Origin of the sequence: Stenotrophomonas sp. NY11291 (assembly GCF_023277365.1) — a bacterium.
GTDB classification, from domain to species: domain Bacteria; phylum Pseudomonadota; class Gammaproteobacteria; order Xanthomonadales; family Xanthomonadaceae; genus Stenotrophomonas; species Stenotrophomonas geniculata.
Genome location: NZ_CP096975.1, coordinates 1,819,194 through 1,843,698 on the forward strand (window position 1 = coordinate 1,819,194; position 24,505 = coordinate 1,843,698).

The 24,505-nt window shown below is 66.0% G+C and carries 24 protein-coding genes; 13 read left to right on the forward strand and 11 right to left on the reverse strand.

From position 1 onward, the window contains the following. Positions 1–7: 7 nt before the first annotated feature. From M1L61_RS08580 to M1L61_RS08595, 4 genes are all read left to right on the forward strand, one after another. Positions 8–1,357, forward strand: coding sequence for a metallophosphoesterase family protein (locus M1L61_RS08580; protein ID WP_224329389.1), 1,350 nt, complete (start codon positions 8–10; stop codon positions 1,355–1,357). Positions 1,358–1,367: 10 nt separating this feature from the next. Next, a complete protein-coding gene (locus tag M1L61_RS08585; RefSeq protein ID WP_109813845.1) occupies positions 1,368–1,982 on the forward strand; it encodes an inorganic diphosphatase in 615 nt (204 codons plus the stop codon). Positions 1,983–2,071: 89 nt separating this feature from the next. After that, a complete protein-coding gene (locus M1L61_RS08590; RefSeq protein ID WP_043399254.1) occupies positions 2,072–3,487 on the forward strand; it encodes a deoxyribodipyrimidine photo-lyase in 1,416 nt (471 codons plus the stop codon). A 139-nt stretch (positions 3,488–3,626) separates the two neighbouring features. Then, the gene (locus tag M1L61_RS08595; RefSeq protein WP_010484399.1) at positions 3,627–4,322 is read left to right on the forward strand and encodes an OmpA family lipoprotein; all 696 of its coding nucleotides are present in this window, start codon (positions 3,627–3,629) and stop codon (positions 4,320–4,322) included. Between the two features lie 330 nt (positions 4,323–4,652). Here M1L61_RS08595 and M1L61_RS08600 read toward each other — a convergent pair whose 3' ends face one another. Further along, positions 4,653–5,684 carry a LysR family transcriptional regulator gene (locus M1L61_RS08600; RefSeq protein WP_005409107.1) on the reverse strand — a complete coding sequence of 344 codons (1,032 nt, stop codon included), beginning with the start codon at positions 5,682–5,684 and terminating at the stop codon, positions 4,653–4,655. A gap of 147 nt (positions 5,685–5,831) precedes the next feature. Here M1L61_RS08600 and M1L61_RS08605 point away from each other — a divergent pair, with 147 nt between their 5' ends. The 6 genes from M1L61_RS08605 to M1L61_RS08630 all read left to right on the forward strand — a co-directional run bounded on the left by M1L61_RS08605 (position 5,832) and on the right by M1L61_RS08630 (position 13,641). After that, the gene (locus M1L61_RS08605; RefSeq protein ID WP_248854575.1) at positions 5,832–6,059 is read left to right on the forward strand and encodes a hypothetical protein; all 228 of its coding nucleotides are present in this window, start codon (positions 5,832–5,834) and stop codon (positions 6,057–6,059) included. Further along, positions 6,056–6,826 (forward strand): SDR family NAD(P)-dependent oxidoreductase, encoded by a 771-nt coding sequence (locus M1L61_RS08610; RefSeq protein WP_019338346.1) that lies wholly within the window; start codon positions 6,056–6,058, stop codon positions 6,824–6,826. Before M1L61_RS08605 ends, M1L61_RS08610 begins: the two co-directional genes overlap by 4 nt. A gap of 91 nt (positions 6,827–6,917) precedes the next feature. Beyond that, positions 6,918–8,141: an efflux RND transporter periplasmic adaptor subunit gene (locus tag M1L61_RS08615; RefSeq protein ID WP_005409110.1), complete on the forward strand. Its 1,224-nt coding sequence runs from the start codon at positions 6,918–6,920 to the stop codon at positions 8,139–8,141. A 112-nt stretch (positions 8,142–8,253) separates the two neighbouring features. Further along, a complete protein-coding gene (locus M1L61_RS08620; RefSeq protein ID WP_248854576.1) occupies positions 8,254–11,424 on the forward strand; it encodes a multidrug efflux RND transporter permease subunit in 3,171 nt (1,056 codons plus the stop codon). A 64-nt stretch (positions 11,425–11,488) separates the two neighbouring features. Beyond that, positions 11,489–12,226: an SDR family oxidoreductase gene (locus M1L61_RS08625; protein ID WP_049483068.1), complete on the forward strand. Its 738-nt coding sequence runs from the start codon at positions 11,489–11,491 to the stop codon at positions 12,224–12,226. Next, positions 12,220–13,641 (forward strand): efflux transporter outer membrane subunit, encoded by a 1,422-nt coding sequence (locus M1L61_RS08630; protein ID WP_248854577.1) that lies wholly within the window; start codon positions 12,220–12,222, stop codon positions 13,639–13,641. The genes M1L61_RS08625 and M1L61_RS08630 overlap by 7 nt, the downstream gene beginning before the upstream one ends. 41 nt (positions 13,642–13,682) lie before the next feature. On the opposite strand, the gene M1L61_RS08635 is transcribed toward M1L61_RS08630, so the two are convergent. Then, complete coding sequence (locus M1L61_RS08635; RefSeq protein ID WP_071305806.1) at positions 13,683–14,060, reverse strand: VOC family protein; 378 nt, start codon at positions 14,058–14,060, stop codon at positions 13,683–13,685. Between the two features lie 139 nt (positions 14,061–14,199). Here M1L61_RS08635 and M1L61_RS08640 point away from each other — a divergent pair, with 139 nt between their 5' ends. Next, entirely contained in the window at positions 14,200–14,463 is a 264-nt protein-coding gene (locus M1L61_RS08640; RefSeq protein WP_010484415.1) for a hypothetical protein, read from the forward strand. A gap of 19 nt (positions 14,464–14,482) precedes the next feature. Here M1L61_RS08640 and M1L61_RS08645 read toward each other — a convergent pair whose 3' ends face one another. The 6 genes from M1L61_RS08645 to M1L61_RS08670 all read right to left on the reverse strand — a co-directional run bounded on the left by M1L61_RS08645 (position 14,483) and on the right by M1L61_RS08670 (position 18,669). After that, on the reverse strand, positions 14,483–15,346 hold the full coding sequence (locus M1L61_RS08645; protein WP_248854578.1) for an endonuclease/exonuclease/phosphatase family protein: 864 nt from the start codon (positions 15,344–15,346) through the stop codon (positions 14,483–14,485). Positions 15,347–15,484: 138 nt separating this feature from the next. Next, entirely contained in the window at positions 15,485–15,730 is a 246-nt protein-coding gene (locus M1L61_RS08650; protein WP_071305804.1) for a hypothetical protein, read from the reverse strand. 26 nt (positions 15,731–15,756) lie between these two features. Continuing rightward, positions 15,757–15,996, reverse strand: a complete 240-nt coding sequence (locus M1L61_RS08655) for a hypothetical protein (RefSeq protein ID WP_019338353.1) — start codon at positions 15,994–15,996, stop codon at positions 15,757–15,759. A gap of 87 nt (positions 15,997–16,083) precedes the next feature. Next, complete coding sequence (locus M1L61_RS08660) at positions 16,084–16,788, reverse strand: PA1136 family autoinducer-binding transcriptional regulator (RefSeq protein ID WP_010484423.1); 705 nt, start codon at positions 16,786–16,788, stop codon at positions 16,084–16,086. A 5-nt stretch (positions 16,789–16,793) separates the two neighbouring features. Continuing rightward, a complete protein-coding gene (hchA, locus tag M1L61_RS08665; protein ID WP_248854579.1) occupies positions 16,794–17,666 on the reverse strand; it encodes a glyoxalase III HchA in 873 nt (290 codons plus the stop codon). Positions 17,667–17,736: 70 nt separating this feature from the next. Continuing rightward, a complete protein-coding gene (locus M1L61_RS08670; RefSeq protein WP_239519153.1) occupies positions 17,737–18,669 on the reverse strand; it encodes an AraC family transcriptional regulator in 933 nt (310 codons plus the stop codon). Positions 18,670–18,767: 98 nt separating this feature from the next. On the opposite strand from M1L61_RS08670, the gene M1L61_RS08675 reads away from it, so the two are divergent. Then, positions 18,768–19,460, forward strand: coding sequence for an alpha/beta hydrolase (locus M1L61_RS08675; protein ID WP_248854580.1), 693 nt, complete (start codon positions 18,768–18,770; stop codon positions 19,458–19,460). Between the two features lie 75 nt (positions 19,461–19,535). Here the strand turns inward: M1L61_RS08675 and M1L61_RS08680 are convergent, their stop codons facing one another. Further along, positions 19,536–21,557 carry an alpha/beta fold hydrolase gene (locus M1L61_RS08680; RefSeq protein WP_248854581.1) on the reverse strand — a complete coding sequence of 674 codons (2,022 nt, stop codon included), beginning with the start codon at positions 21,555–21,557 and terminating at the stop codon, positions 19,536–19,538. 153 nt (positions 21,558–21,710) lie between these two features. On the opposite strand from M1L61_RS08680, the gene M1L61_RS08685 reads away from it, so the two are divergent. Then, entirely contained in the window at positions 21,711–22,172 is a 462-nt protein-coding gene (locus M1L61_RS08685) for an isoprenylcysteine carboxylmethyltransferase family protein (RefSeq protein WP_248854582.1), read from the forward strand. Between the two features lie 14 nt (positions 22,173–22,186). On the opposite strand, the gene M1L61_RS08690 is transcribed toward M1L61_RS08685, so the two are convergent. Further along, positions 22,187–22,672: a hypothetical protein gene (locus M1L61_RS08690; protein ID WP_248854583.1), complete on the reverse strand. Its 486-nt coding sequence runs from the start codon at positions 22,670–22,672 to the stop codon at positions 22,187–22,189. A 143-nt stretch (positions 22,673–22,815) separates the two neighbouring features. Continuing rightward, positions 22,816–24,315 (reverse strand): S8 family serine peptidase, encoded by a 1,500-nt coding sequence (locus M1L61_RS08695; protein ID WP_227200222.1) that lies wholly within the window; start codon positions 24,313–24,315, stop codon positions 22,816–22,818. Positions 24,316–24,505 lie beyond the last annotated feature (190 nt).

A 24,505-nucleotide genomic window follows, 5' to 3' on the forward strand; every position in this document is an offset into this window, starting at 1 on the left:
CTGCGTGATGCGTACGCTGGCGCTGAGCTTGCTGCTGGCGTTGCCGTCATTGTCGTTCGCAGCGGCCGAACCGAATACCCAGGTGCCGGCGGGCAGCCGCCACTACGCAGCAACGACGGTACCTGACCGCATCGTCGCCTCGCCGGCGGTCGATCCCAGCCATGGATTCGCTGTCGCCTGGCGTACCGACGGCAGCGTGCAGGCACCGCTGCTGGAGATTGCCCTCGCCGGAGATTCGCCGGCCATCGAGGGCATCCGCCAGGTGCGCGCAACGACCCGTTCGCTACAGACCGAGAATGGTCTGTCGCATCATCATCGCGCCGACATCAGCGGCCTGCAGCCGGATACCCAGTACGTCTACCGCGTGCAGGGCAACGGCAGCTGGAGCGCCTGGAACCAGTTGCGCACACTGGCCGCGGCCGACCAGCCGCTGACCCTGCTGTACTTCGGTGATACCCAGAACAAGAACGTCAGCCATGTCAGCCGGGTAGTGCGCGCCGCGCAGAAGGCCGCACCGCAGGCGCGCATGAGCCTGTTTGCCGGCGACCTGGTCAGCGGCGGCGACAACATGGATGACAGTGAGTGGGGCGAGTGGTTTGCTGCGACCAGCTGGCTGGCGCAGGAAACCCTGGTGGCCCCGGCCATCGGCAACCACGAGTATTTCGAGGAGTTCGAGGACACCCCGCAGGAACGCCGCGTGCTGGGCAAGCATTGGCCGGTGACGTTTGCGCTGCCGGGCAATGGCGCCAGCGCCGCGCAGCAGACCAGCTACTGGTTCGATGCGCAGGGCGTGCGCGTGGCCGTGGTCGATGGCACTTCGGCACTCGACCTGGGCACCGCCAAGGCACAGGCACAGTGGCTGGACAAGGTACTGGGCGGAAATCCGCAGCCGTGGACCATCGTGCTGCTGCACCAGCCGTTCTACTCGCCGCGCGAAGGACGCGAGAACGCCGCGTTGCGTGACGTGCTGCTGCCGGTGGTACGCCGCCATAACGTCGACCTGGTGCTGCAGGGCCACGATCACACCTATGGTCGCCGTGGTGAAGGGCAGGCCGCGACGCCGCAGTATGTGGTCACCGTGGCGGGGCCGAAGCAGTATCGCCTTTCCGACGAAGCGCGCAGGACGATGGACCCGGTGGCCGAAGACACCCAGCTGTTCCAGGTGTTGAACATCGATCCGCAGCACCTGCGCTATGAAGCACGCACCGTGACTGGCCGTCTCTACGATGCCTTCGAACTGCGCCGTGATGCCAAGGGTGGCAAGCAGCGCACGGAGCTGACCGAAGGCCGCATCACGCCGCGTGACTGCCCGCGCGCGCAGACTGCCAAGGGCCGCGCTGATCGCTGCTGGGAATGAGGAAATCCAGATGAAAACCGTACGCCGTCTTGTCCCCATGGCTGCCATCGGCGGGGCCCTGCTCCTGCTCGCGACGGCGGTGACCGCCGCCGATAGCGTGCTGCATCCGTTCCTGGCGGCGCAGCCGGAGCAGGCCCCGCAGGAAGTGAATCTGGCGGTGGAGATTCCGGCCGGCAGCTTCACCAAGTACGAGATCAAGGAAGACGGCCTGGTGCATGTGGACCGCTTCCAGTCGATGCCGGTCGCCTATCCGGCCAACTACGGTTCGATGCCGCGCACCCTGGCCGGTGACAACGATCCGCTGGATGCACTGGTGCTGACCCGCGAACCGCTGCATCCGGGCGTGATCGTGCGCTTCCGGCCGATCGGCTACCTGAAGATGATCGACGGCGGCGAGCACGACGAGAAGATCATCGGGGTGCCCACCGACAAGGTTGATCCGAGCTACGCCAACATCCGCGATCTGGCCGATCTGCCGGAGATCGAACGGCAGCGCATCGAGGCCTTCTTCCGGGTCTACAAGGACCTGCCGGCCGGGCGCAACCCGGTGCGGCTCAACGGTTGGGGCAACGCCGCCGAGGCGCGCGGGCTGATCAGTGAAGCGATGGAGCGATTCAAGCAGTAGACCCACGCCATGCCTGGATGGCCGGGCGCGCGCATCTCCTTCACCACCGCTGGCTATCATGTGCGCCTTCCACAACAAAGGCAGTGCCTGTGTCGGTAGCGTTGGTATGGTTCCGCCGTGATCTGCGGCTGCAGGACAATCCGGCCCTGCAGGCCGCGCTGGATGCCGGTCACGACGTGGTGCCGGTCTACATCCATGCGCCGCACGAAGAAGGCGGGTGGGCGCCGGGTGCCGCCTCCGATGCGTGGCGCCACCGTTCACTGGCCGCGCTGGATGCGGACCTGCGCACGCGGGGTTCCTCGCTGGTGCTGCGCAGTGGTGACAGCCTGCCGGCCCTGCAGTTGCTGATCGAGCAGACCGGCGCCGGGGCGGTCTACTGGAACCGCAAATACGAACCGGCCACCCAGCCACGCGACGCCACCATCAAGCGCATGCTGCGCGAGCAGGGCATCGACACGCAGAGCTGCAATGGCAGCCTGTTGTTCGAGCCTTGGGACATCGCCACCCAGCAGGGCCAGCCGTACAAGGTATTTACGCCGTACTGGCGCAACGTACTCAGTCATTGGCGCCTGCCTTCGCTGCAGGCCGCAGCGAAGGCACTGGCGGCACACGCGGTCGACAGCCTCGCACTGGATGATCTCCAGCTGGCACCGACGCTGGACTGGGATACCGGCTTCTGGGAACACTGGCAGCCGGGTGAAGCCGGTGCGCTGGAAGCACTGTCCGTCTTTGAAGATGGTGCCCTGCGCGGGTATCGCGAGCAGCGGGACCTGCCGGACCGTGTCGGTACCTCGCGGCTGTCACCGCACCTGCATTTCGGCGAAATCGCCCCCTGGCGGATTGCCCATGCGCTGGAAGGGCTGCGTAGTGCCGGCACCGACGCCGACATCGACGGCTACCTGCGCCAGCTGGGCTGGCGTGACTTCGCCTACCACCTGCTGCATCACTTCCCGAAGACGCCCACCGACAATCTCAACCCCCGTTTCGATCGCTTCCCATGGGCAACGCCCAGTGACGCGCAGCTGCACGACTGGCAGCGCGGCAACACCGGCGTGCCGATCGTCGACGCCGGCCTGCGCGAGCTGTGGCACACCGGCTACATGCACAACCGGGTGCGGATGATCGTTGCCAGCTACCTGTGCAAGCACCTGCGTGCGCACTGGCTTCACGGCGCGCGCTGGTTCTGGGACACCCTGGTCGATGCCGACCTGGCCAACAACACGATGGGCTGGCAATGGGTGGCCGGGACCGGCGCCGATGCCGCACCGTACTTCCGCGTGTTCAACCCGGTCACCCAGGCCGAGAAGTTCGACCCGCAGGCCCGCTACATCAGCCGCTGGGTGCCCGAACTGGCGGCGCTGCCGGTGAAGGCGCGCTTCGCGCCGTGGCAGCATCCACAGTTGCTGGCGGCGCATGCCCCGGGCTATCCGCGTACGCCGCTGGTGGATCTGGCGGCTGGCCGCGATGCCGCGCTGGCTGCCTACCGGCAGTCAGGAGCGGGGTAAAGTGCGGGTTGAGTGATCCGGTCAGTTAGCTGAACGCGGCCCTGTCGGCGTGCCCGATCATCATTCCGGCATCGCATCGGGCTGTTTATTCTCTTTGCGCCCGCAGGCCGCCGGCCAACCGGAAACCAAGGAGAACCTCATGATCCGCAACACCACCCGCAACGTCGCATTGGCCCTGATGAGTGCGGCCGTCCTGTCGGCCTGCGCCACCGGCGGCTCCTACGTACAGAGTGACCAGTACGGCAACCCGACCGAGCAGCAGAACCGCACCGGCCGCAACGCCCTGATCGGTACCGCCATCGGCGTGGCCGCCGGCCTGCTGACCGGCGACAGCGCCACCGAGCGCCGCCAGCATGCCCTGATTGGTGCTGGTATCGGCGCGCTCAGCGGCGCCGCGGTCGGCCAGTACCAGGATCGCCAGGAACGCGCACTGCGCGAGCGCACCGCCAATACCGGCATCGATGTGCAGCGCCAGGGCGACAACATCATGCTGAACCTGCCGGACGGCATCACCTTCGATTTCGGCAAGTCGACCCTGAAGCCGCAGTTCTATGGTTCGCTCAACGGCGTCGCAGGCACTCTGCGTGACTACAACCAGACCATGATCGAAGTGGTCGGCCACACCGACAGCATCGGCAGCGACGCGGTCAACAACCGCCTGTCGAAGGAACGTGCCGACTCGGTCGCGCAGTACCTGATCGGCCAGGGCGTGCAGAGCGTGCGTATCGAAACGCTGGGCGCCGGCAAGTCGTACCCGATTGCCGACAACAGCACCGACGCCGGCCGCGCCAAGAACCGCCGTGTCGAAATCCGTGTGATTCCGCTCAAGCAGTAACGCTACGCGTTACTGCTTGAGCCGTTCCGGCCATCGGCCGGAACGAAAATGCCGCCCTTGCAGGCGGCATTTTTGTGGGTGCCGAGCATTGCTCGGCACGCCGATAGCGCCTGTAGAGCCGAGCCACGCTCGGCTACCTCTTCTGGTAGATGCCAACTTTGGTCGGCGCCGTTCGGAAGGCAGTCGAGCATGGCTATGCCGGTCGTCCTGACCGGCACCCGTCGGGCCGTCGCAAGCGACGTTGGTAGCGGCTCCTGCCGCTACCTTCGACGCTACAGAAAGCGGCATCGCGCGCTCGGGTAGATCCACGCCATGCGTGGATACCCTCGGTCATGCCGCCGAGGCGGCCACCTTCTCCAGGATCCGCTTGCCGCTGCTTTCCAGCGCAGCGTCTTCCTTTTCTTTCTGCTGCTGTGCCAGCTTCGCGCCCGGGCATTGCGCCAGCATGTAGTTGGCGTCGAAGTTGAGCTTCTCGACCAGGAAGTCGACGAACGCACGCACCTTCGGCGAGACCAGGCGGCCACCGGCGAACACGGCGTTGAAGTCCACTTCCGGGCCGGTCCAGCCGGCCAGCACGCGGCGCACCATGCCCGATTCAACGAACGGCTTGGCCATCACGTCGCCGGTCAGCAGCAGGCCTTCGCCGCACACCAGCGCACCATTGAGCGCAGACATGTCGTTTGCGGTCATCAGCGGGGTAACAGGGAAGTCGCGCAGCTCGCCGCCGTTCTCGCCCAGCTGCCAGGTGAAGCGCGGCGAGTTGCCGGTGTGGTAAGGCTTGCGCATCGCCAGGATGCGATGGAACTGCAGTTCTTCCGGATGCAGCGGCTCGCCATAACGTTCGATGTAGGCTGGGCTGGCGAACACCTGCGTGCGCAGGCTGCCGAGCTTGCGCGCGACCAGATTGGAATCGGGCAGGGCACCCACGCGCAGCGCCAGATCGGCTTCGCCGGCAATCAGGTCCAGCTTCTCGTTGCCCATATGCATGTCCAGGCGGATCTCTGGATACTGGGCATGGAACTGGCCCAGCAGCGGCGCAATCCAGGTGATGCCGATCGAGTAAGGCACAGTGAAGCGCAGCCAGCCACGCGGCCCGGACTGCAACTGGCTCACTGCGCTCTCGGCTTCTTCAAGCTCGCGTGCGATGCGTTGGCAATGTTCGTGATAGATCGAACCGGCTTCGGTCAGGCCGAGGCGGCGCGTGGTCCGGTGCAGCAGGCGCGCACCCAGGCGCGTCTCCAGTTCCTGCACCTTGCGGCTGACCGTGGTCTTGGGCAGGCCGAGCGATTTGGCAGCGGCAATGAAGCTGCCTTGCTCGACCACTTTGACGAAGATCAGCGTCTCGTTGAGATCGTGGGACATGGTCTGGGATCCTGGACGTCGGGGATGGGACAATCGTGACAGAACGATTGGACCGGGAGCGGGATGATTATTCCCCTTAATCAGGACTAATCAAGTAAAGGTTTGAGGTCTATCGTGGCGCCATTCGTTAATTGGAGCCCGTCCGCCATGAGCCTGCGCAACATTCTTGCCTGTCTCCGGAACGCCGGCCAGAGCAGCCTGGACCTGGCAATGACCGTTGAAGTCCGCCCGAGTTCCTTGGTACACAAGGACTTTCGTGAGTTTACCGCGCCCATGCGTCAGCAGCGTGGCGGTGCCATCCGCCTTGTCCCGCACAAGGGCGACCGGCTGCGTCGAATCGGGACTATCCCGGATTTGGGAGGAAATGTCCCGTGAATGGGATGCTGACGCCCGAAGTCCTGGTCCTCGGCGGCACCGGTGCCGTCGGCCAGGGCGTGGTTGGCGCATTGCTGGAAGCCGGCAGCCCGGTGCTGGTGGTCGGTCGCGATCCGGGCCGACTGGCGGCGCTGCATGAGCAGTTCGCCGACGAGCCGGGCCTGGAGACGCTGCTGGGTTCGCTCAGCGATGACGGCTCGGCGCGCGCACTGGCCGAACGCATCGCGCATCGCCCGCGTCCGCTGGCCGCCGTGATCGCCGCAATGGGTGGTCCTTATCGTCGCGGCCGGGTGACCGACCGCAACGGCGATGAACTGCTGGGCGCGATGCAGGCCGACCTGATGCCGCACGTGCACGCGGTGCGTCACCTGCTGCCGCTGCTGCAGGACAACGTGCACGCACGACGCTACGTGATGATCGGCAGCCCGGCCAACGCCAAGCCGTGGGCGGGCTACGGCGAGACCTCGATTACCACCGCCGCGCTGCGCATGTACGCGCAGGTGGTGCACCAGGAAGCGCAGGCGCTGGGCGTGCGCGCGCAGATGCTGGAAGTCTGCAGCCCCGTCTGTACCCCGGCCAACGCGGCCAATGCCTGCATCGAGTGGCCCAGCTCGCTGCTGGTCGGCCGTCGCGTGGTCTCGCTGCTGGATGGTTGCCGCGACAACCGCGCCATCGTCCGCTGTGACAGCAGCGATGCCGAACTGCCGCGTGGCCTGCTGCACTTGGAAGTTCCCCCTTTGTGGCGCGATACCGCAGGCGTCGCTTGACCTCGACCATGGTTGAGGTCGCAGTATGCGGCGCCGATTTTTGCAACACGTTCTCATCTAGCTGTACCACCCCTCCGTACGGATGCATGCCATGACTTCCCCCAATACCACCCCACATCGTTTCGGCCATCGCATCGCGATGGTCGGCGTGTCGATCCTCGCCGCGGCCGTGCTGGCGGCCTGCAGCGGCGGCCATGCCGAAGAAGCCGGTGCACCGCCTCCGCCGCAGGTCAGCGCAGCGCCGGTGCTGGTCAAGCAGGTCAGCCAGTGGGACGAATTCAGCGGCCGCGTCGAAGCGGTACAGAGCGTTGAACTGCGTCCGCGCGTGTCCGGCTACATCGACAAGGTCAACTACGTCGAAGGCCAGGAAGTGAAGAAGGGCGAAGTGCTCTTCACCATCGACGCGCGCAGCTACCAGGCCGAGTACGATCGCGCTGCCGCAGAACTGGCCCGTGCCCGCACCCAGGCTACGCTGGCCCGCAGCGAGTCCGAGCGTGCCAAGCGCCTGTCCGAGCAGCAGGCGATCTCCACCGAGACCGCCGAACAGCGTCGTGCGGCGGCCGACCAGTCCGGTGCTGCGGTGCAGGCCGCGCAGGCGGCGCTGGACGCGGCCCGGCTCAACCTGGAGTTCACCAAGGTGCGGGCACCGATCGACGGCCGTGCCGGCCGCGCGATGGTCACCGCTGGCAATCTGGTCACCGCCGGCGACAGCGCCAGCGTGCTGACCACGCTGGTCTCGCTGGACACGGTGTTCGTCTACTTCGATGCCGATGAGAGCACTTTCCTGCGCTACGCCCAGATGGCGCGCAAGGGCGAGCGCCCGAGCGAGCGGGACAGCGAGCTGCCGGTGAAGGTCGGCCTGTCCGGGGAAGAGGGCTATCCGCACTCGGGCAAGGTCGATTTCCTCGACAACCAGGTGGCGCGCAGCACCGGCACCATCCGCGTCCGCGCACTGCTGGACAACGCCGACCGCCAGTTCACGCCGGGCCTGTTCGCCCGCGTGCAGCTGCTCGGCAGCGGCCAGTTCCAGGCCCTGCTGATCGACGACAAGGCCGTGCTGACCGACCAGGACCGCAAGTATGTGTACGTGGTCGACAAGGATGGCAAGGCCCAGCGCCGCGACATCCAGCTCGGTCGCACCGCTGATGGCCTGCGCATTGTCGAACACGGCCTGGCTGCGGGCGACAAGGTGATCATCGACGGCGTGCAGAAGGTCTTCATGCCGGGCATGCCGGTGCAGGCCAAGGCGGTGGCGATGCAGCCACAGCCGGCGCCGGCACCGGGCCGCGATGCCACCGCCGCCCTGAAGCACTGATCCGCGTCCCCGCTTAGCTGCCGGCGCCAGCGGCAGCCGTTCCTGCCTTCGTCAACGTGACGAGGGGCAGGGCGGCTGTTGCCCGCCGAATGCCTTTCCCAGGAATTCCTCCATGGACTTTTCCCGTTTCTTCATCGACAGGCCGATCTTCGCGGCGGTGCTGTCGATCGTGATCTTCGCCGCAGGCCTGATCACGATTCCAATCCTGCCGATCAGCGAGTACCCGGAAGTGGTGCCGCCGTCGGTGGTCGTGCGCACGGTGTATCCGGGCGCCAACCCCAAGGTCATTGCCGAGACCGTCGCCACGCCGCTTGAAGAAGCGATCAACGGCGTCGAGGGCATGATGTACCTGAAGTCGGTGGCCGGCTCGGACGGCGTGCTGCAGATGACCGTCACCTTCCGCCCGGGCACCGACCCGGACGCAGCGGCGGTGAAGGTGCAGAACCGCGTGGCGCAGGCGCAGGCGCGCCTGCCCGAGGACGTGCGCCGGCAGGGCGTGACCACGCAGAAGCAGTCACCGACCTTCCTGATGGTGGTGCACCTGACCTCGCCGCAAGGCAAGTACGACACCCTGTACCTGCGCAACTACGCGCGCCTGCACGTCAAGGATGCGCTGGCGCGTATTCCGGGCGTGGGTGACGCGCAGATCTTCGGCGGCGGCGACTACGCCATGCGCGCCTGGCTGGACCCGGACAAGGTGGCTTCGCGCGGCCTGACCGCCAGCGACGTGGTGCGCGCCATGCGCGAGCAGAACGTGCAGGTGTCGGCCGGCCAGCTTGGCGCCGAACCGCTGCCGGACAGCAAGTTCCTGACCCTGATCAACGCCCAGGGCAGGCTGAAGACCGAAAAGGAATTCGGCGACATCGTGCTCAAGAGCGGCACCGATGGCGAGATCGTGCGCCTGTCCGACGTGGCCCGCCTGGAGCTGGGTGCGGGCGACTACACCCTGCGCTCGCAGCTGGACGGCAAGAACGCGGTCGGTATCGGTATCTTCCAGTCGCCGGGTGCGAACGCGCTGGAAATCCGCGACCAGGTCATCTCGACGATGGACGAGATGCAGAAGACCATGCCGGCCGACGTGAAGTACGAAGCCGTGTATGACACCACCATCTTCGTGCGTGACTCGATCAAGGCCGTGGTCTCCACGCTGCTGGAAGCCATCGCCCTGGTAGTGCTGGTGGTGATCCTGTTCCTGCAGACCTGGCGTGCCTCGATCATCCCGTTGATCGCGGTGCCGGTGTCGGTGGTGGGTACCTTTGCCGCGCTGTACCTGCTGGGCTTCTCGATCAACACGCTGAGCCTGTTGGGCCTGGTGCTGGCGATCGGCATCGTGGTCGACGACGCGATCGTGGTGGTGGAGAACGTCGAACGCAACATCGAGGAAGGGCTGTCGCCCACCGCAGCGGCCCACCAGGCCATGCGCGAGGTCTCCGGCCCGATCGTGGCGATCGCGCTGGTGCTGTGCGCCGTGTTCGTGCCGATGGCGTTCCTGTCCGGTGTCACCGGCCAGTTCTACAAGCAGTTCGCGGTCACCATCGCCATTTCCACGGTGATCTCGGCGATCAACTCGCTGACCCTGTCGCCGGCCCTCGCCGCGCGCCTGCTGAAGGCCCACGGTGCCCCGAAGGACGGCCCGAGCCGCCTGATCGACCGCCTGTTCGGTTGGGTGTTCCGTCCGTTCAACCGCTTCTTCAAGTCCAGCTCGGAGAAGTACGAGCGTGGCGTGGCCCGCATCCTCGGCCGTCGCGGTGCGGTGTTCGTGGTCTACGCGATCCTGCTGGTCGGTACCGGCGTGATCTTCAAGCTGGTGCCGCCGGGCTTCATCCCGACCCAGGACAAGCTGTACCTGATCGCGGGTGTGAAGCTGCCGGAAGGCTCCTCGATCGCGCGTACCGATGAAATGTTGCGCAAGGTCGCCAAGATCGCCCAGGAAACCGATGGCGTGGCCCACACCATCTCGTTCCCGGGCTTGAACGCGCTGCAGTTCACCAACACGCCGAACACTGGTGTGGCGTTCATTCCGCTCAAGCCGTTCGCCGAGCGCCATGGCCGCACCGCCGCGCAGATCAACGCCGAGATCAACCAGAAGATCGCCGGGCTGCAGGAAGGCTTCGCCTTCGCGATGATGCCGCCGCCGATCCTCGGCCTGGGCAACGGCAACGGCTACCAGATGTTCATCGAGGACCGTGGCAACCTGGGTTACGGCGCGCTGCAGAATGCCGTACAGGCGATGCAGGGCACCGTGGCGCAGACGCCGGGCATGGCCTTCCCGATTTCCAGCTACCAGGCCAATGTGCCGCAGCTGGATGCCGAGGTCGACCGCGTCAAGGCCAAGGCGCAGGGCGTGCAGCTCACCGAACTGTTCGACACCCTGCAGACCTACCTCGGTTCGGCCTACGTCAACGACTTCAACCAGTTCGGCCGTACCTGGCAGGTGATCGCCCAGGCCGACGGTCCGTACCGCGAGACGGTCGAGGACATCGGCAAGCTGCGCACCCGCAACGACCGCGGCGAGATGGTGCCGATCGGTTCGATGGTCACCATCAAGCAGACCTTCGGCCCGGACCCGGTGCTGCGCTTCAATGGCTATCCGGCGGCTGACCTGGCCGGTGAAGCCGACCCGCGCCTGCTGTCCTCCGCCGAGGCGATGAACAAGCTGACCGAGATCGCCGGCAAGGTGCTGCCGGTGGGCATGACCACTGAATGGACCGACCTGAGCTACCAGCAGGCGACCCAGGGCAAGGCAGCCTTCATCGTGTTCCCGGTGGCGATCATGCTGGCCTTCCTGGTGCTGGCCGCGCTGTACGAGAGCTGGTCGCTGCCACTGGCGGTGATCCTGATCGTGCCGATGACCCTGCTGTCCGCGCTGTTCGGCGTATGGCTGACCGGTGGCGACAACAACGTGTTCGTGCAGGTCGGCCTGGTGGTGCTGATGGGCCTGGCGTGCAAGAACGCGATCCTGATCGTCGAATTCGCACGCGAGCTGGAGATGGGCGGCAAGGGTATCGTTGAAGCCGCGTTGGAGGCCTGCCGCCTGCGTCTGCGCCCGATCGTGATGACCTCCATCGCGTTCATCGCCGGCACCGTGCCGCTGGTGTTGTCGCACGGTGCAGGCGCCGAAGTGCGCTCGGTGACCGGTATCACCGTGTTCGCCGGCATGCTGGGCGTGACCCTGTTCGGCCTGTTCCTCACCCCGGTGTTCTACGTGGCCCTGCGCAAGTTCGTCACCCGCAACGGTGGTGGCCAGCTGGTGCAGCACGGCGAGCCGACCATCCACCACTGATATGGAACCCCGTCGCCGCCGGTCATTGGCCGGTGGCGGCTTTCCCCTCACAAGGCATGCATCCATGAACACCCATCAGAACAAGATCGCGCTGGTCACCGGCGCCACCCGTGGCATCGGCCTGGAAACTGTGCGCCAGCTGGCCCAGGCTGGCGTGCACACGCTGCTGGCCGGTCGCAAGCGTGAGACCGCCGTGGAGCTGGCACTGAAGCTGCAGGCTGAAGGCCTGCCGGTCGAAGCCCTGCAACTGGACGTGACCGACGCGGCCAGCATCGCCGAAGCGGTCGAGCAGGTGCGCCAGCGCCATGGCCGCCTCGACATCCTGGTCAACAACGCCGGCATCATGATCGAGAACCCGGCGCAGGCGCCGTCGGAGCAGTCGCTCGAAACCTGGAAGCGCACCTTCGACACCAACGTGTACGCGCTGGTGGCGGTCACCCAGGCCTTCCTGCCGCTGGTCAAGCAGGCCAAATCCGGGCGCATCGTCAACGTGTCCAGCATGCTCGGCTCGCAGACCCTGCACGCCGACCCGACGTCGGGCATCTACGATTTCAAGATCCCGGCCTACAACGCCTCCAAGGCGGCGGTGAACAGCTGGACCCTGAGTCTGGCCTACGAACTGCGCAATACCCCGATCAAGGTCAACACCGTGCATCCGGGTTACGTGAAGACCGACATGAACGGCGGCAACGGCGAAATCGAAATCAGCGAAGGCGCACGTTCCAGCGTGGAAATGGCGTTGATCGGTGAATCCGGCGCCAGCGGCAGCTTCACCTACCTGGGCGAGGTGCTGCCATGGTGATCCGCACGTTGGCGATGGCCGTCTCCAGCCTGGTGCTGGCAGGCTGTGTCAGCGTCGGCCCCAACTACAAGGCGCCGGTACAGGAGCCTGTGGTGCTGCGGGGTGCGCAGCAGCCGGTGTTCAGCACCACCTCGCCGGTGGCCAGCTGGTGGGCGCAGTTCGATGATCCGGTGCTGGAACAGCTGGTGCATGGCGCACTGTCGGACAACCTGGATCTTCGCGTGGCCGTGGCCCGCGTCAGCCAGGCCCGCGCGGTGTTCGTCGAAAGCCGTTTCGACCAGGCCCCGCACATCACCGCAGGCGGCAGCTACGACCGCCGCAAGCAACCCGATCCGCAGCTGGGTGGGCAGCGGGTGTTCAGTGAAAGCTACCAGCTCGGCTTCGACGCCGGCTGGGAGCTGGATCTGTTCGGCCGCAAGCGCCGTGCTGCAGAAGCCGCGCGCGCCGACCTCGACGCCGAGCAGGCCAACCTGGCCGATGCGCAGGTGCTGGTCGCCGCCGAAGTGGCGCGCAACTACTTCGAGCTGCGCGGTACGCAGAAGCGCATCGCCGTGGCCCAGCACACGCTGGTCAACCTGCGCGATACGCAGAAGCTGACCGAGGCGCGCTGGGAGCTGGGCGCCGGCAGTGAGCTGGACGTGCAGAGCAGCCGTGCACGGCTGAAGGCGATCGAGGCCGACATTCCGCTTCTGGAAGTGGCCGAGACGCAGTCGCGTAACCGGCTGGCGGTGCTGCTGGGCCAGCGCCCGGAAACGCTGACCGCCATGCTGGCACCACATGACGTGCCGGCATTCGCCAAGGCACTGCCGCTGGGCGATACCCGCGAGCTGCTGCGCCAACGCGCCGACGTGCGCGTGGCCGAGCGTCGCCTGGCCGCTGCTACCGCACGCGTGGGCGTGGCTACTGCGGACCTGTTCCCGCGGCTGTCGCTGTCCGGTTTCGTCGGCTTCCTCGGCGGCGATGCAAGTGGCCTGGTCAATGGCAACAACAAGGCCTGGTCGCTGACCCCGTCGCTGAGCTGGGCAGCATTCGACTTCGGCACCGTGCGTGCACGCCTGCGTGCCAGCAAGGCCGAGGCCGAAGGCGTGGCAGCACAGTATGAGCAGGCCGTGCTGCTGGCACTGGAAGACACCGAAAACGCGCTGACCCGCTATTCCAAGCAGCAGGCGCGATTGGCGATCGTGGTCGAGCAGGCGCAGGCGGCACGCCGCGCTGAGTCGCTGGCGCAGATCCGCTACCGCGAGGGCTCGGAGGACTTCCTGACCCTGCTGGATGCGCAGCGCACGCAACTGGCGGCCGATGATGCGTTGGCGGCGGCTGAGTCCGAGGTCAATGTCAGCGTGGTGGGCGTGTACAAGGCGCTGGGGGGATGGGGGCAATCACCGCAGCCGCCGAGCGTGGCGCAGGTGGAGTAACCGCAGGGGACGGAAGCAGTGGCTTCCGTCCCTTTCTTCTGTCAGGGCCAGTGATTGGCCGGTGCGTCGCGCTCGCGCATGCGCACGATGCAGAAGCGATGGCCAGTGGGCGCTTCCATCACCCACCAACGTTTGACGAAGCCGATCCGGCGCGCGCCGAGCCTCTCCAGGCGGTCGGCCTCGGTGTCGATGTCGTCGCTCTCGATGTCCAGGTGCACCCGTGAAGGGTGATCGACGCGCTGTACTTCCACGTTCAGGCCAGCGGGAGCGCCCTGCAGGTCGGCGTACTCGGCGCCATCTTCGGCATACGATGGCTGCGCCTGCAGGCCGAGTGCGGCCGCCCAGAAGCGTGCGCCTTCGTCAGCGGGCGTGTCCTGGCAGTCGATGATGAATCCGGCCAGACGGCTCTGGTGCGCCATGACGTCCTCCGCAGATTGGGAATGGAGGAAGGGTAGCGCGTCGCGTGCTGTGGACGTTGTCACAGTCATGACGTTTCTGACTCTGCCAGAACCGGGGCCTGCGGTGTAACTAGTGGGGCAGAATCCAGGAGGGAAGGCGATGAGCGATGACAAACGCGATACCCAGCGCATGCTGTTTGGTGATCCGGGACCGCCTGGCGCAGGTCTGTCGGTAGCGGTCGTAGTGCTGATGGTGCTGGCGACGATGGCCGCTGCCATCGGTTTCCTGCGGCTGCCCGATCCGATGCTGGGGCTCGGGCTGATCGGCGTTGCCGTGTTCCTTGCCGTCGGCGCCCGCATCTGCCAGGCGCGCAACCAGCACCAGGCGTTGTACCGGCTGTTGTCGCGGCAGCCGCCGCCGTAGCCACGGCTGCCGCAGGGAGTCAGTGCTTCGGCCAGTCCAGCTCGACCACCAACGGGAAGTGGTCCGACGGCAGCACGCCATCGATGCGACGATCATCGGTAAGGAAGCTGCGCGCATGGAAGCCGCGCACCAGTACCCAGTCCAGCTGCACGGTGGCCTTGCCGGTGAAGTCGTGGAAGGTCAGGCGCGGACCCTGCGGAACCTTCACCTGGGTACGGGTGTCCTGCAGGAGGCGGGTGAACGCCTTGTAGGTGTCACCGCCTGGCTCGCTGTTGAAGTCACCGGTCAACACCACCGGCAGGTCGGCCGGCAGGGCTTCCAGGCGCTTGCTGATCAGCTCGGCACCCTTCACCCGGCGAGGTTCGTCCTCGTTGCGGTAGGGCAGGTGGGTATTCATGAAGTAGAAGCGACGGCCGTCGTCCAGGCGCCGGAACAGGGCCCAGGTGACCATGCGCGGGTACAGGTTGCCCCAGGTGATGCTGCCGGGAACATCGGGCGTATCGGACAACCAGAAGTTGCCGGATTCCTCGATGGCCAGCACTTTGCTGTCGTAGAACACGCCCATGTGTTCATCGCCGCTGCCACCGCGGCGGCCTTCACCGAACCAGCGGTAGCCGGGCAGGTGCCCTGACAGGTAGTCGGCCTGTTCCTTCACCAGCTCCTGCGTGCCGATCACCGCCGGATGCGCGTCGAGGATCACCTTGACCATGGCATCGCGACGGTCGGGCCAGCGCTTGCCCGGTTCGGTATCGGCCGGAGTGCGGACATTGAACGACATTACTTTCAGCGGCGCCGGTGCAGCAGCCCAGGCGACGGCAGGCAGAGCAAGCGCCAGCAGCGCAGACAGCGCAGACAGCGCAGGGCGACGGAAACGCGACAACATCGTGGAATCCCTCCATTCCATGAAAACGGTTTCACGAAGCATGCCATGGAAGGCGAGGGCAGCGGTATGCCGGGATGGGCGGCTGGGAGATGCCGGGCGGGCGGTGAAGGCGCCGCCCGGCGGATCGCGCGGACGCGATCAGGGGTCGTAGATCATCCCGTTCTCGTCACGGTTGTAATGACCGGTGGCTTCGCGGGTGCCGTTGTCGTAGACCACGTACGACGTGCAGCGCTGGTGGAATACGTTGCCAGCGATGCGGAAGGGCACGCATTCCTCCTGGACCTCGACGACTTCGGCCGCCATCGTGGTGCCGACCGGAGCCAGTGCGGCCACGGCCAGCACGGCGGCAAACGCACATGCCGGAAAACCTTGATGCAGTCTCATCCTCACGTTCCTTGTCGATGGGGGGCTTACATCAGATAGGGATTGCCGTACTCGTCGACCCAGTACTCGCTGAGGAAGATCTCACCGTCCACGTCGGGCATGGTCACGATGCAATGCTGGTGGAAGCGATAACGCTCCACTTCAAACGGTTCGCAGCGGGTTATGCTGCCGGGCGGGGTCGGCACCCCCGCGCTCGCCGTGCCGGACGACATCATTCCAGCGAACGTCACAATCAGTGCCGCCATCGAAGCCAGTTGCAGTTTCATAAGCATCATCCTTGCTTTCTGCAATCGCGCACATGCGCATGGCTTGTGTAACACGCGAACCAGGCCGCCGGAAGTGTCTCGCCCGGATCAGTCCTCGATCTCGCCGCGCCGACTGGCAGCGCGTACCGCCTGCGCGGTGGTTGCCACTCCCAGACGCTGGCGCGCGCGACGCAGGTGATTTTCCACTGTACGAGCGGAAAGCCCCAGCGTGGCCGCGATCTCCGCCTGGCGACGGCCGGCGGCGACCCAGCGCAGCACCTCGCGTTCGCGCGTGCTCAACGTCCGTCCGGAAAGTTCGCTGGGTGTCTCTGCAAGCCGGCGTGCGGCACGGAATGCTGCAGCTGCAGCAGCATCCAGCAGCAGCCGCGCGCTGGCCGATGCATCGATCGCTGTCCCGGCAAAACTGATCGCGCCTTCCAGGCCGGTGGTGCCGAACACCGGCACCTGCAGGCCGTGCAGGCCTTCACCACGAGGCTGCTTCACCACCTGATAGCGTTCGCCGCGAACGCCCTGGCGCTTGCTCCAGAAGAACGGCGCGTCACTGTCCAGCACGTGGCGATTGACCGGACAGGCGTGCAGGTAGCGCGCGAGGTCGGTACTGCTGCCGTCGCCGAACCAGTCGCCCTCGATCCAGTACACGCGCTGGGTACCGCGCTCCAACCCCGTGCCGGTGGCGAACACCAGCACGCGATCGTAGCCGAGTGGTGCAGAGATGCTGCGCAGTACCGCGCCCACCGAACTCAGTGAGCGAGCGCGTTCCAGTTCCAGCAACGCCTGCACCAGATCGCCCATCCCGATCAGCGCCCGGCCAGTGCGTCGAGCAGCGTGCGCGCGGCCAGCTTGCCCAGCGCATTGCCGGCCAGCGGGCTGTCACCGGTCAGCAGCAGGCGGTCCTGCAGCACGCTGCCATCGATGCCGTCATTGACGATCTGCACGCCCTGCTGCGCCAGGCGTTCACCGAAGAACCACGGCAGCTGCCCGGGCATGTAGCCGATCTCCGGCGTCTGCCGGTCCATCGCATCGGGGAAGGCACAGATGCGGTAGCCGCGGAACAACGAACCACCGTCGGCCTCGTCGACGCCTGCGGCCAGCAACGCGGCCGGGCCGTGGCAGAGGGTGATGATGTGGCGTTGCTCGGCCATCGCCCAGTGCAGGGCTGCCTTTACCGCGCGACTCTGCGGCAGTCCGATAAGGGCGCCATGGCCACCGGGAATGAACACGGCTGCATAATCCGATGCGGCATCGAGGCCTGCCACCACCTCAGCCAACGGCAGTGGCTGGCGGAAGCGGGCTTCGTAGCGGTCGTACAGTCCGCCGATCTCCTTGTCCTCGCGCGGGAACGCCCACCACTCGAACTTTGCGGCGTTGCCGGACAGCGTGGCCACATCGATGTCGAAGCCGGCCTTGTCCAGGTGGTACATCGGCAGCAGGGTTTCCACCGGATGGTTGCCGGTGGAGAACAGGTGGCCGTTGGCAGTAGGCAGATAGCGTTCGTCCGCAGCGATCATCAGCACCTTCCAGCGGCCATCACGGCGCGCGTCGGGATAGTCGGCACCGGACAGGTCGCTCTTCGCCGACGTGAACTGTGACAGCGAGTACGGAGACGGGAAGAAGGCGTCGCGCTCGGCCGGGTCGGGGCTGGGATGGCGGCTGGGCTCTTGCATGTTCATGCGGACCTCCAGTGGGGTAGTGGAGCCAGCATAGAAGGGCTGATGCGTACGTGCGATGAGGGTTTTCCCCTCATTCTCGCGACGCTGCCATCTGTTGGCGCCAGGCATTCGGGCTCATGCCGAAAGCACGGCGGAACGCACGGCTGAATGCTGGTTCGGAGAGATACCCGACGTCTCCGGCGATCTGCGAAACCCGCCGGTTTCCGCTGCGCAGCAGCTCCGCGGCCAGCTGCAATCGCGATCCAGCGAGATAACGCATCGGTGACATGCCGGTGGCCAGGCTGAACCGCTGCGCGAAGTTCGAGCGGGACTGATTCAGGCTTGCCGCCAGAGACTCGACCGTCCATGCCTGTGCGGGGTGTGCCTGCATCAACGCCAGTGCCCGCCCGATCAATGGGTCGGCCAGTGCGTGCAGACGCTGGCAGTTGTGAGGGCTGGAGGTTCCCAGCCAGTAGCGCAACGTCCAGACAAACAACAGGTCGAGCAGGCGTGACAGCATCAGCCCACTACCCAGCGTGGGCCGGGCCGCTTCAACCTGGATTGCGCCCAGGGTTACCGCCACCCAATCGGCTGAGCTGGCGGGAAATCCGTTCGGCATCCGGTCAACCCCGGGAACATGCAGCCAGCCGGGCAGGGCATCAAGCAGCAGCTGGCTGCCTGGGCCATCAAATCCAAAGGACGCCGTGGTCAGATGGGCAGGTTGCGAGGCGTCGCCGGCACAGTCGATGCGATGTGTCCTGCCATGCGGCATCAACAGCAGCTCGCCGGTCTGCAGGGGCACCACCGTGGCATCCGCATGCAGGCGTGCCGTGCCCTGTTCGATGAAATGGAAGCAGCCGCGCCCCACGGCAATGATGCGGGCCCCACCGGGCTGCACGACGTGGCGGGTGATGTCGCCGCCGTGCATGCGCGAGGACTGGAAGATCGCAAACAAGGCGTCGGAGCCGGCCTGAAGCGATTCGGTGGTGTGGAGCCTTGGCATGGTTTTCAGGAGTCCGTGCATCGCCGCTGGCAGGGGCGATCCGTAGTCTGGTCGGGTGGCTTCAGGCAGCGCTGATGGCTGTCGGGCAACGATCCCATCCAAGTGAGGAGTTCTGCAAGATGAGCAAGCCAAGCATCATTCTGGTTCATGGTTTCTGGGGCGGCGCCGCGCATTGGGCCAAGGTGATCCTGGAGCTCGATCGCCGGGGCTTCCACGATCTGCATGCCGTGGAACTGCCGTTGACGTCGCTGGCCGACGACGCAGAGCGGACCCGGCGCATGATCCGCCAGGTTGCGGGGCCGGTGCTGCTGGTCGGCCATTCGTATGGTGGCGCGGTGATCTCCGAAGCCGGAAACGAACCCAACGTGACCGGCCTGGTCTTCATCGCCGCGTTCGCGCCGGATGCGGGCGAGAGCCCTGGCGGCATCACCCAGCAACAGCTACCGCAGGCGGCGGCCAATCTGGCACCGGACAGCGACGGCTACCTGTGGCTGCAGCCCGGCAAATTCCACGAGAGTTTCTGCCAGGACCTGCAGGCCGACGAGGCGCGGGTAATGGCGGTCACCCAGAAGGCGCCGCTGGCGAGCATGTTCGGTGATGCCGTCAGTGTTCCGGCGTGGCGGCATAAGCCGAGCTGGTACCAGGTCTCCAGCGCTGACCACATGATTCACCCTGATAACCAGCGGCGCATGGCGGCACGCATGCAGCCACGTGCCAGCATCACGCTGGATGCCAGTCATGCATCGCTGGCATCGCAGCCGGTAGCGGTGGCCGAACTGATCACCGAAGCTGCGTCCGACGGACAAGGCTGAGTTTCCCGGTCTTGCCGCGGTGGTGGTGTCCCGGCCGGCCAGAGCACCGCTGCCGTGATGCTGCCACGCCTAGCGTTACTTGTACTGCCGGTCGTGTTCCTGCATGTCTTCATGCAGGATCCGCCGCAGTTCGACGATGGCCGGCGTGGCTTCCTGCACGCTGTGCCCGGACACGATCACCTTCTGCGAATCCGCGTGCGGCAGGTGCGAGCTCCAGTAGGGCACCAGCCCGTCGTCGGTCTTTTCCAGCGGACCATCGGCCTTGGCCCGCGCGATGATCGAGTGGTAGTGCACCTTCGGCGACATCGGCAGGTCCGCCACGGCGCGGACGAAGGGATCGTCCTTGTCCAGATTCTGGATGCTGTTCATCTGGTAGCCGTGCTTGCCGTCGTTGCGATCGATCTGGCCGTCGTTGGCGATGGTGGCGACGTCTTCCAGCACGGTCAGCGGCAACCGCACCAGGCGACCGATCCAGCGGCCCAGGCGGGTGCCCGCCACATCGGTGCCGCGGTGTGGCGTGGCGATGAATACCACGCGCGATACTTCCGGCTCCGGCAGGAAGGTCAGTACCGGTGCGCCCTTGGTACGCAGCAGTTCACGCTGTGCCGGCGTCATCTGCGCAGTCTCCAGCAGGGTGTCGACCAGATGATCGCCGGAAGAGGAGATCATCAGCCGCGCGATCACGCCACCCATGCTGTGCCCGACCAGCACCATGTCATGCGAAGCCTGCGCCTTGCCGCTGGGGTCGAAATGCTTGAACACCTCATCCAGCGTGTGGCGCATCGAATCGTGGCTCATCGCGATGGGCATGTTGGTGGGGTAGTAGAACTGCCAGACCTGGAAGTCCTGGCGGATCTCGTCGTCGCGCATCAGCTCGTTGGCGACGTTGACCCAGGCTTCCGGACTGCTGGCCAGGCCATGGATCATCAGCAGCACGCGGCGGTTCGGATCGTAGGGCTGCATCATGTACAGATGCGGCGTGTCGATGCCGCCCTTGCCGCCGAACAGCGAACGCAGTGATTGGTGGCTGAAGTTGGAGCGCGCCAGCCACAATGCGTAGCCTGCGGTGAAGTTCGCGGCCAATGGCACCTGCTGCCCATGCAGGGTGACTTCCGTGACCTGGTAGGGATCGTGGATCTCCAGTTCCGGCTCGTCGTCGTGCAGCACTTCCCACAGGTTCTTTCCGGAGAAGCGCAGCAGTACCGTCATCGATGGCGACGGCATCTCGCTCCAGCTCTGCGTGACCGGTGTGGCGGCCGGCGCGGCGGGTGTTGTGGCCGGCGGCGTGGTGGCCGTGGCGGCGGCCGGATCCTCCATCACGGCCACCAGTTCGGCACCGAAGCCATCGCGGCGATGCACGCTGCGCAGCGTGCCCGTGAACGACAGCGAGGCCGCCGGCACCAGTTCGGTGGGGGTGCGCGTATCCAGCGGCGATGCCTCACCTGAAGGTGCCAGCACGAAGGTCCAGCGGCCCAGCTGGAAATGGCTGGCCTGGCTGTGCACGCGCCCGGTGGCATAGGCGTTGTACAGCTGCACCGAGGCTTCCTGCACGGCCAGGTTGTAGTAGTCGCGCACCTGGGTCTGGCGGTCCTCGAAACCGCGCTGGTTGGCCGTTCGCTCGGTGAAGAACAGGTAGGCGTAGGCCTGCCGCGCGACCTGCATCCACGCGTCCAGGCGCGGCTGGAAGTCGGCATCCAGCTCGGTGATCGCACTCTTGGCACGGCCGGAGGTGGAGTACTCGCGCTTGGGCGCGGGCAGGGTCATCGCATACTGCAGCCACAGCTCGGCCAGGCTTGAGCGCTTGTCCTCCTCGCGCACCACGATGCTGCCTTCCATGGCCTCGATGCAGGGCAGGCCGGGCTTGGCGCAGACGCCTTCGTCGAGACCGGCCACGCGCAGGGTTTCCATGGTGGCCGAACTGAGCTTGCCGGTGGTCAGGATGTCGCCGCGCTTCAGGGCGATGTACTGGCCGGGGGTGACCGAGGCCACCTGCACCGACGGCCCGAACTGGCGCAACGTGGCGCAGCCGCCAAGGGTGAGCAGCACGGTGATGATGAGGGTCGTGCGGCCGATGAAGCCCAAGCCCGTGGTTGCCATACGATCCTCCTGCGCGGTGGCGCCACTCTAGCGGTCGGCATGTCAAAGCGGAAGATACCGGGCGGTCGGTTTGGAGCACGGAAGCGCCGCCAACCGGGCGATTCAGGCATTTCCGTGTGACACTGGGGTGAACAGGATGAATGCAGGGCTGCGATGCGCTGGCTTGAGACCCGTGTTCCTCCGCCTCTTGCGATGCTGTTGTGCGCCGCCATCGGTTATATGGGTAGCCGATGGCAGCCGGGCGGGGCGTTGCAGCTACCGATGCCTGAGTTGCTTGCGGGTCTTGTGATGGTCTTCGGCGTGGTCTTGAACCTGCTGCCGAAGCTGGCCTTCCGTCGCGTGGGCGCCACGGTCAATCCCCTGCGGCCGGCGGCGTCGAGCGTGCTGGTCACGCACGGCGTGTACCGCTACACACGCAACCCGATGTATCTGGGCCAGGCCACTGTCCTGGCAGGTGCCATGCTGTACCTGCAGAACCTGGCCGCACTGCTGGCTGTGCCGCTGTTCGTGCTGTACATCAACCGGTGGCAGATCGTACCGGAAGAGCGGGCACTGTCGGCCCGCTTTCCTGAGGCATACGCAGCCTTCCGCCAGCGAGTACGGCGCTGGCTGTAGCGCGGGTCAGGCCGTTACGGCGCGATCTGGCACTTCACGGCGGCGGAATAACCTTCGTAATCGTCACCGGCAATCACGTGCAGGGTGTGGCGCTTGTCGATGCGCTTCACGTACGAGGGCTCTTCGGTGTTGGCGTATTCGTTGACCGTGGTCACCGACCAGGTCTTGGCGAGGCGCTTCGGATCGACACCGTTCAAGTAGACGAAGACGCTCTTCTCGCCCTCGGCGACATTCACATCGGCATGGGTGACGGTACCGCCGAACAGGGCGACTGGCGTGGTTTCCGGCTCGAACGTGCCGCCAGGCTTCCTGGTCAGGCCGGCTGCCTGCAGGGCATCGATGGCCTCGGCTTCGCTGAAGTTCGAACCTGCCTTGCAGGCCAGCAGGGCTTCCAGCGTTGCGGTGCCGGCGGGGGCAATGGCAGGCGGGGCTGCGTGGGTAGCCGAGCTCGCGGCCAGAGCGGTCATGACCACGGCGAACGCGGTGTTTCTGGTTCTCATTGCAGGTCCTTCTGTACGTGACGGAGCAGCGCGCCCGGCACCGGGCGCGGAACCGGATTATGGGCCTGCTGATGTTGCCTGCGTGTACAGATCGGATGCGCGACGAAGGCGCAGCGACCTTGCCGGGCCGCTGCGCCATGCCATCAGTTGCTGGCCGCCTTCACCGCTTCTGCGGCGTCGACAATGCCTGGCCCGCAACCCCCCGGGCAGTTTGCTGCGGCGATCGGGCGCGCAGTGCGACGCAGGATGTCCTTGACCTGGTCGGTGGTCTTGGGCACCGGCGCCACCGCCTGCATCAGCGCGACGATGCCGGCGACGTGCGGCGCCGCCATCGAGGTGCCGGACATGAAGTCGAAGGCGTTGTTGCCCACGGTGGACAGGATGCCCTGTGCCGGATGCTGGCGGGTCGGTGCGCAGTTGGTCTGGTTCGGCGGCGTGGCCAGCGGCAGGAACTCGCCGACGGACGCGCGGCAGGACCAGGTTTCACCACCGGGTGCGGTGATGTGGATGCCTGCGCCGTAGTTGGAGTAGAACGCACGACGCCCGCCCTGATCGTTGGCAGCAACCGCGATCACGCCCTTGCAGTTCGCCGGAGCAAACTCGGACACATCCAGATTGCTGTTGCCGGCGGCGACCACCACGATCGTGCCCTGTGCGGTGATGTCGTCGATTGCATCCTGCTCGGCCGGCGAACAGGCCCGGCGGCCGCCCAGGCTGAGATTGATGACTTCAGCCGGGTTGGCATTGGCCGGGACGTTGGGCACGTTGATACCCGCACTCCAGAGCATGCCGTCGATGATGTCGGCGGAACCGCCATTGCCCTGGTTGCCGAGTACGCGTACCGGCACCACTTTCGCGTTGTAGGCCACGCCGGCGACGCCGATCTGGTTGTTGGTCACCGCCGCGACCGTCCCAGCGACGTGCGTGCCGTGAGCGATGCCCGAGGCATCGAAGGCATCGGCGTCGCGTCCGTCGCCATCGTCGGAGCCACCACAGCCGGGATTCATTCCCCCGATGATGCACTGCCAATCACTGAACGGGCGGGTGGACGAGATCATGTCGTAACCCGGCAACAGGTTCGCCTGCAGGTCGTTGTTGTTCAGATACCCCGAATCGACCACAGCCACCACCACACCCTGGCCGGTGGAGCGGTCCCACGCGGCCGGCAGGCGCGCACCACTGGTCGGATTGCTGTAGTGCCACTGCTCGCCGTAGCGCGGATCGTTCGGTGTGGCGAACGCGCTCATCATGTAGTTGGGCTGCACATACTCGACATCCGGATCGTCGGCGATGCGCTGCATCAGGATCTGCGCTTCCGGAAGATCCAGTGCCTTGTCCGTGGTGACAACGTCGGCGCCACCGCCCATGCGGCGCTGATGGGTCACGGCTGGGGCCGGCGCAGCGCCGATCGAGCGCTTGCTGCGTTGCTGGATGCCGAGGCGCTTCTTCAGCGCATCCTGTGCGGTGGTGGCGGAGACGCGCTTGCTGCTGCCGTCCCGGTACTTGACGATGAAACTGCTGTACTGCTCGTTGCTGGCCATGCCTCGTGTCCATACCCGTTCGGTGGGTTGGGCGAAGGCGGGGGCGCTGACCAGAACCAGGGTGATGGCGCTGGCAAGGGAAACCCGAAGCGACGTACGCATGGATACAGTTCCTTTGTGAAAGATGTGTCGAACAGGCCGTGCCCCTCGGGCGCGGCTTGATGTGAAGGGTGCAGGTGCTCCGTGGTCTCCTCTTGATGGCGACCAAGGACGAACGGCTTCGCGGACACATCCCCCCCAATGGGAGGCTGGGAAAATTCTGAAGTGATTTAGTGATGTCGAAGGTGAGAGA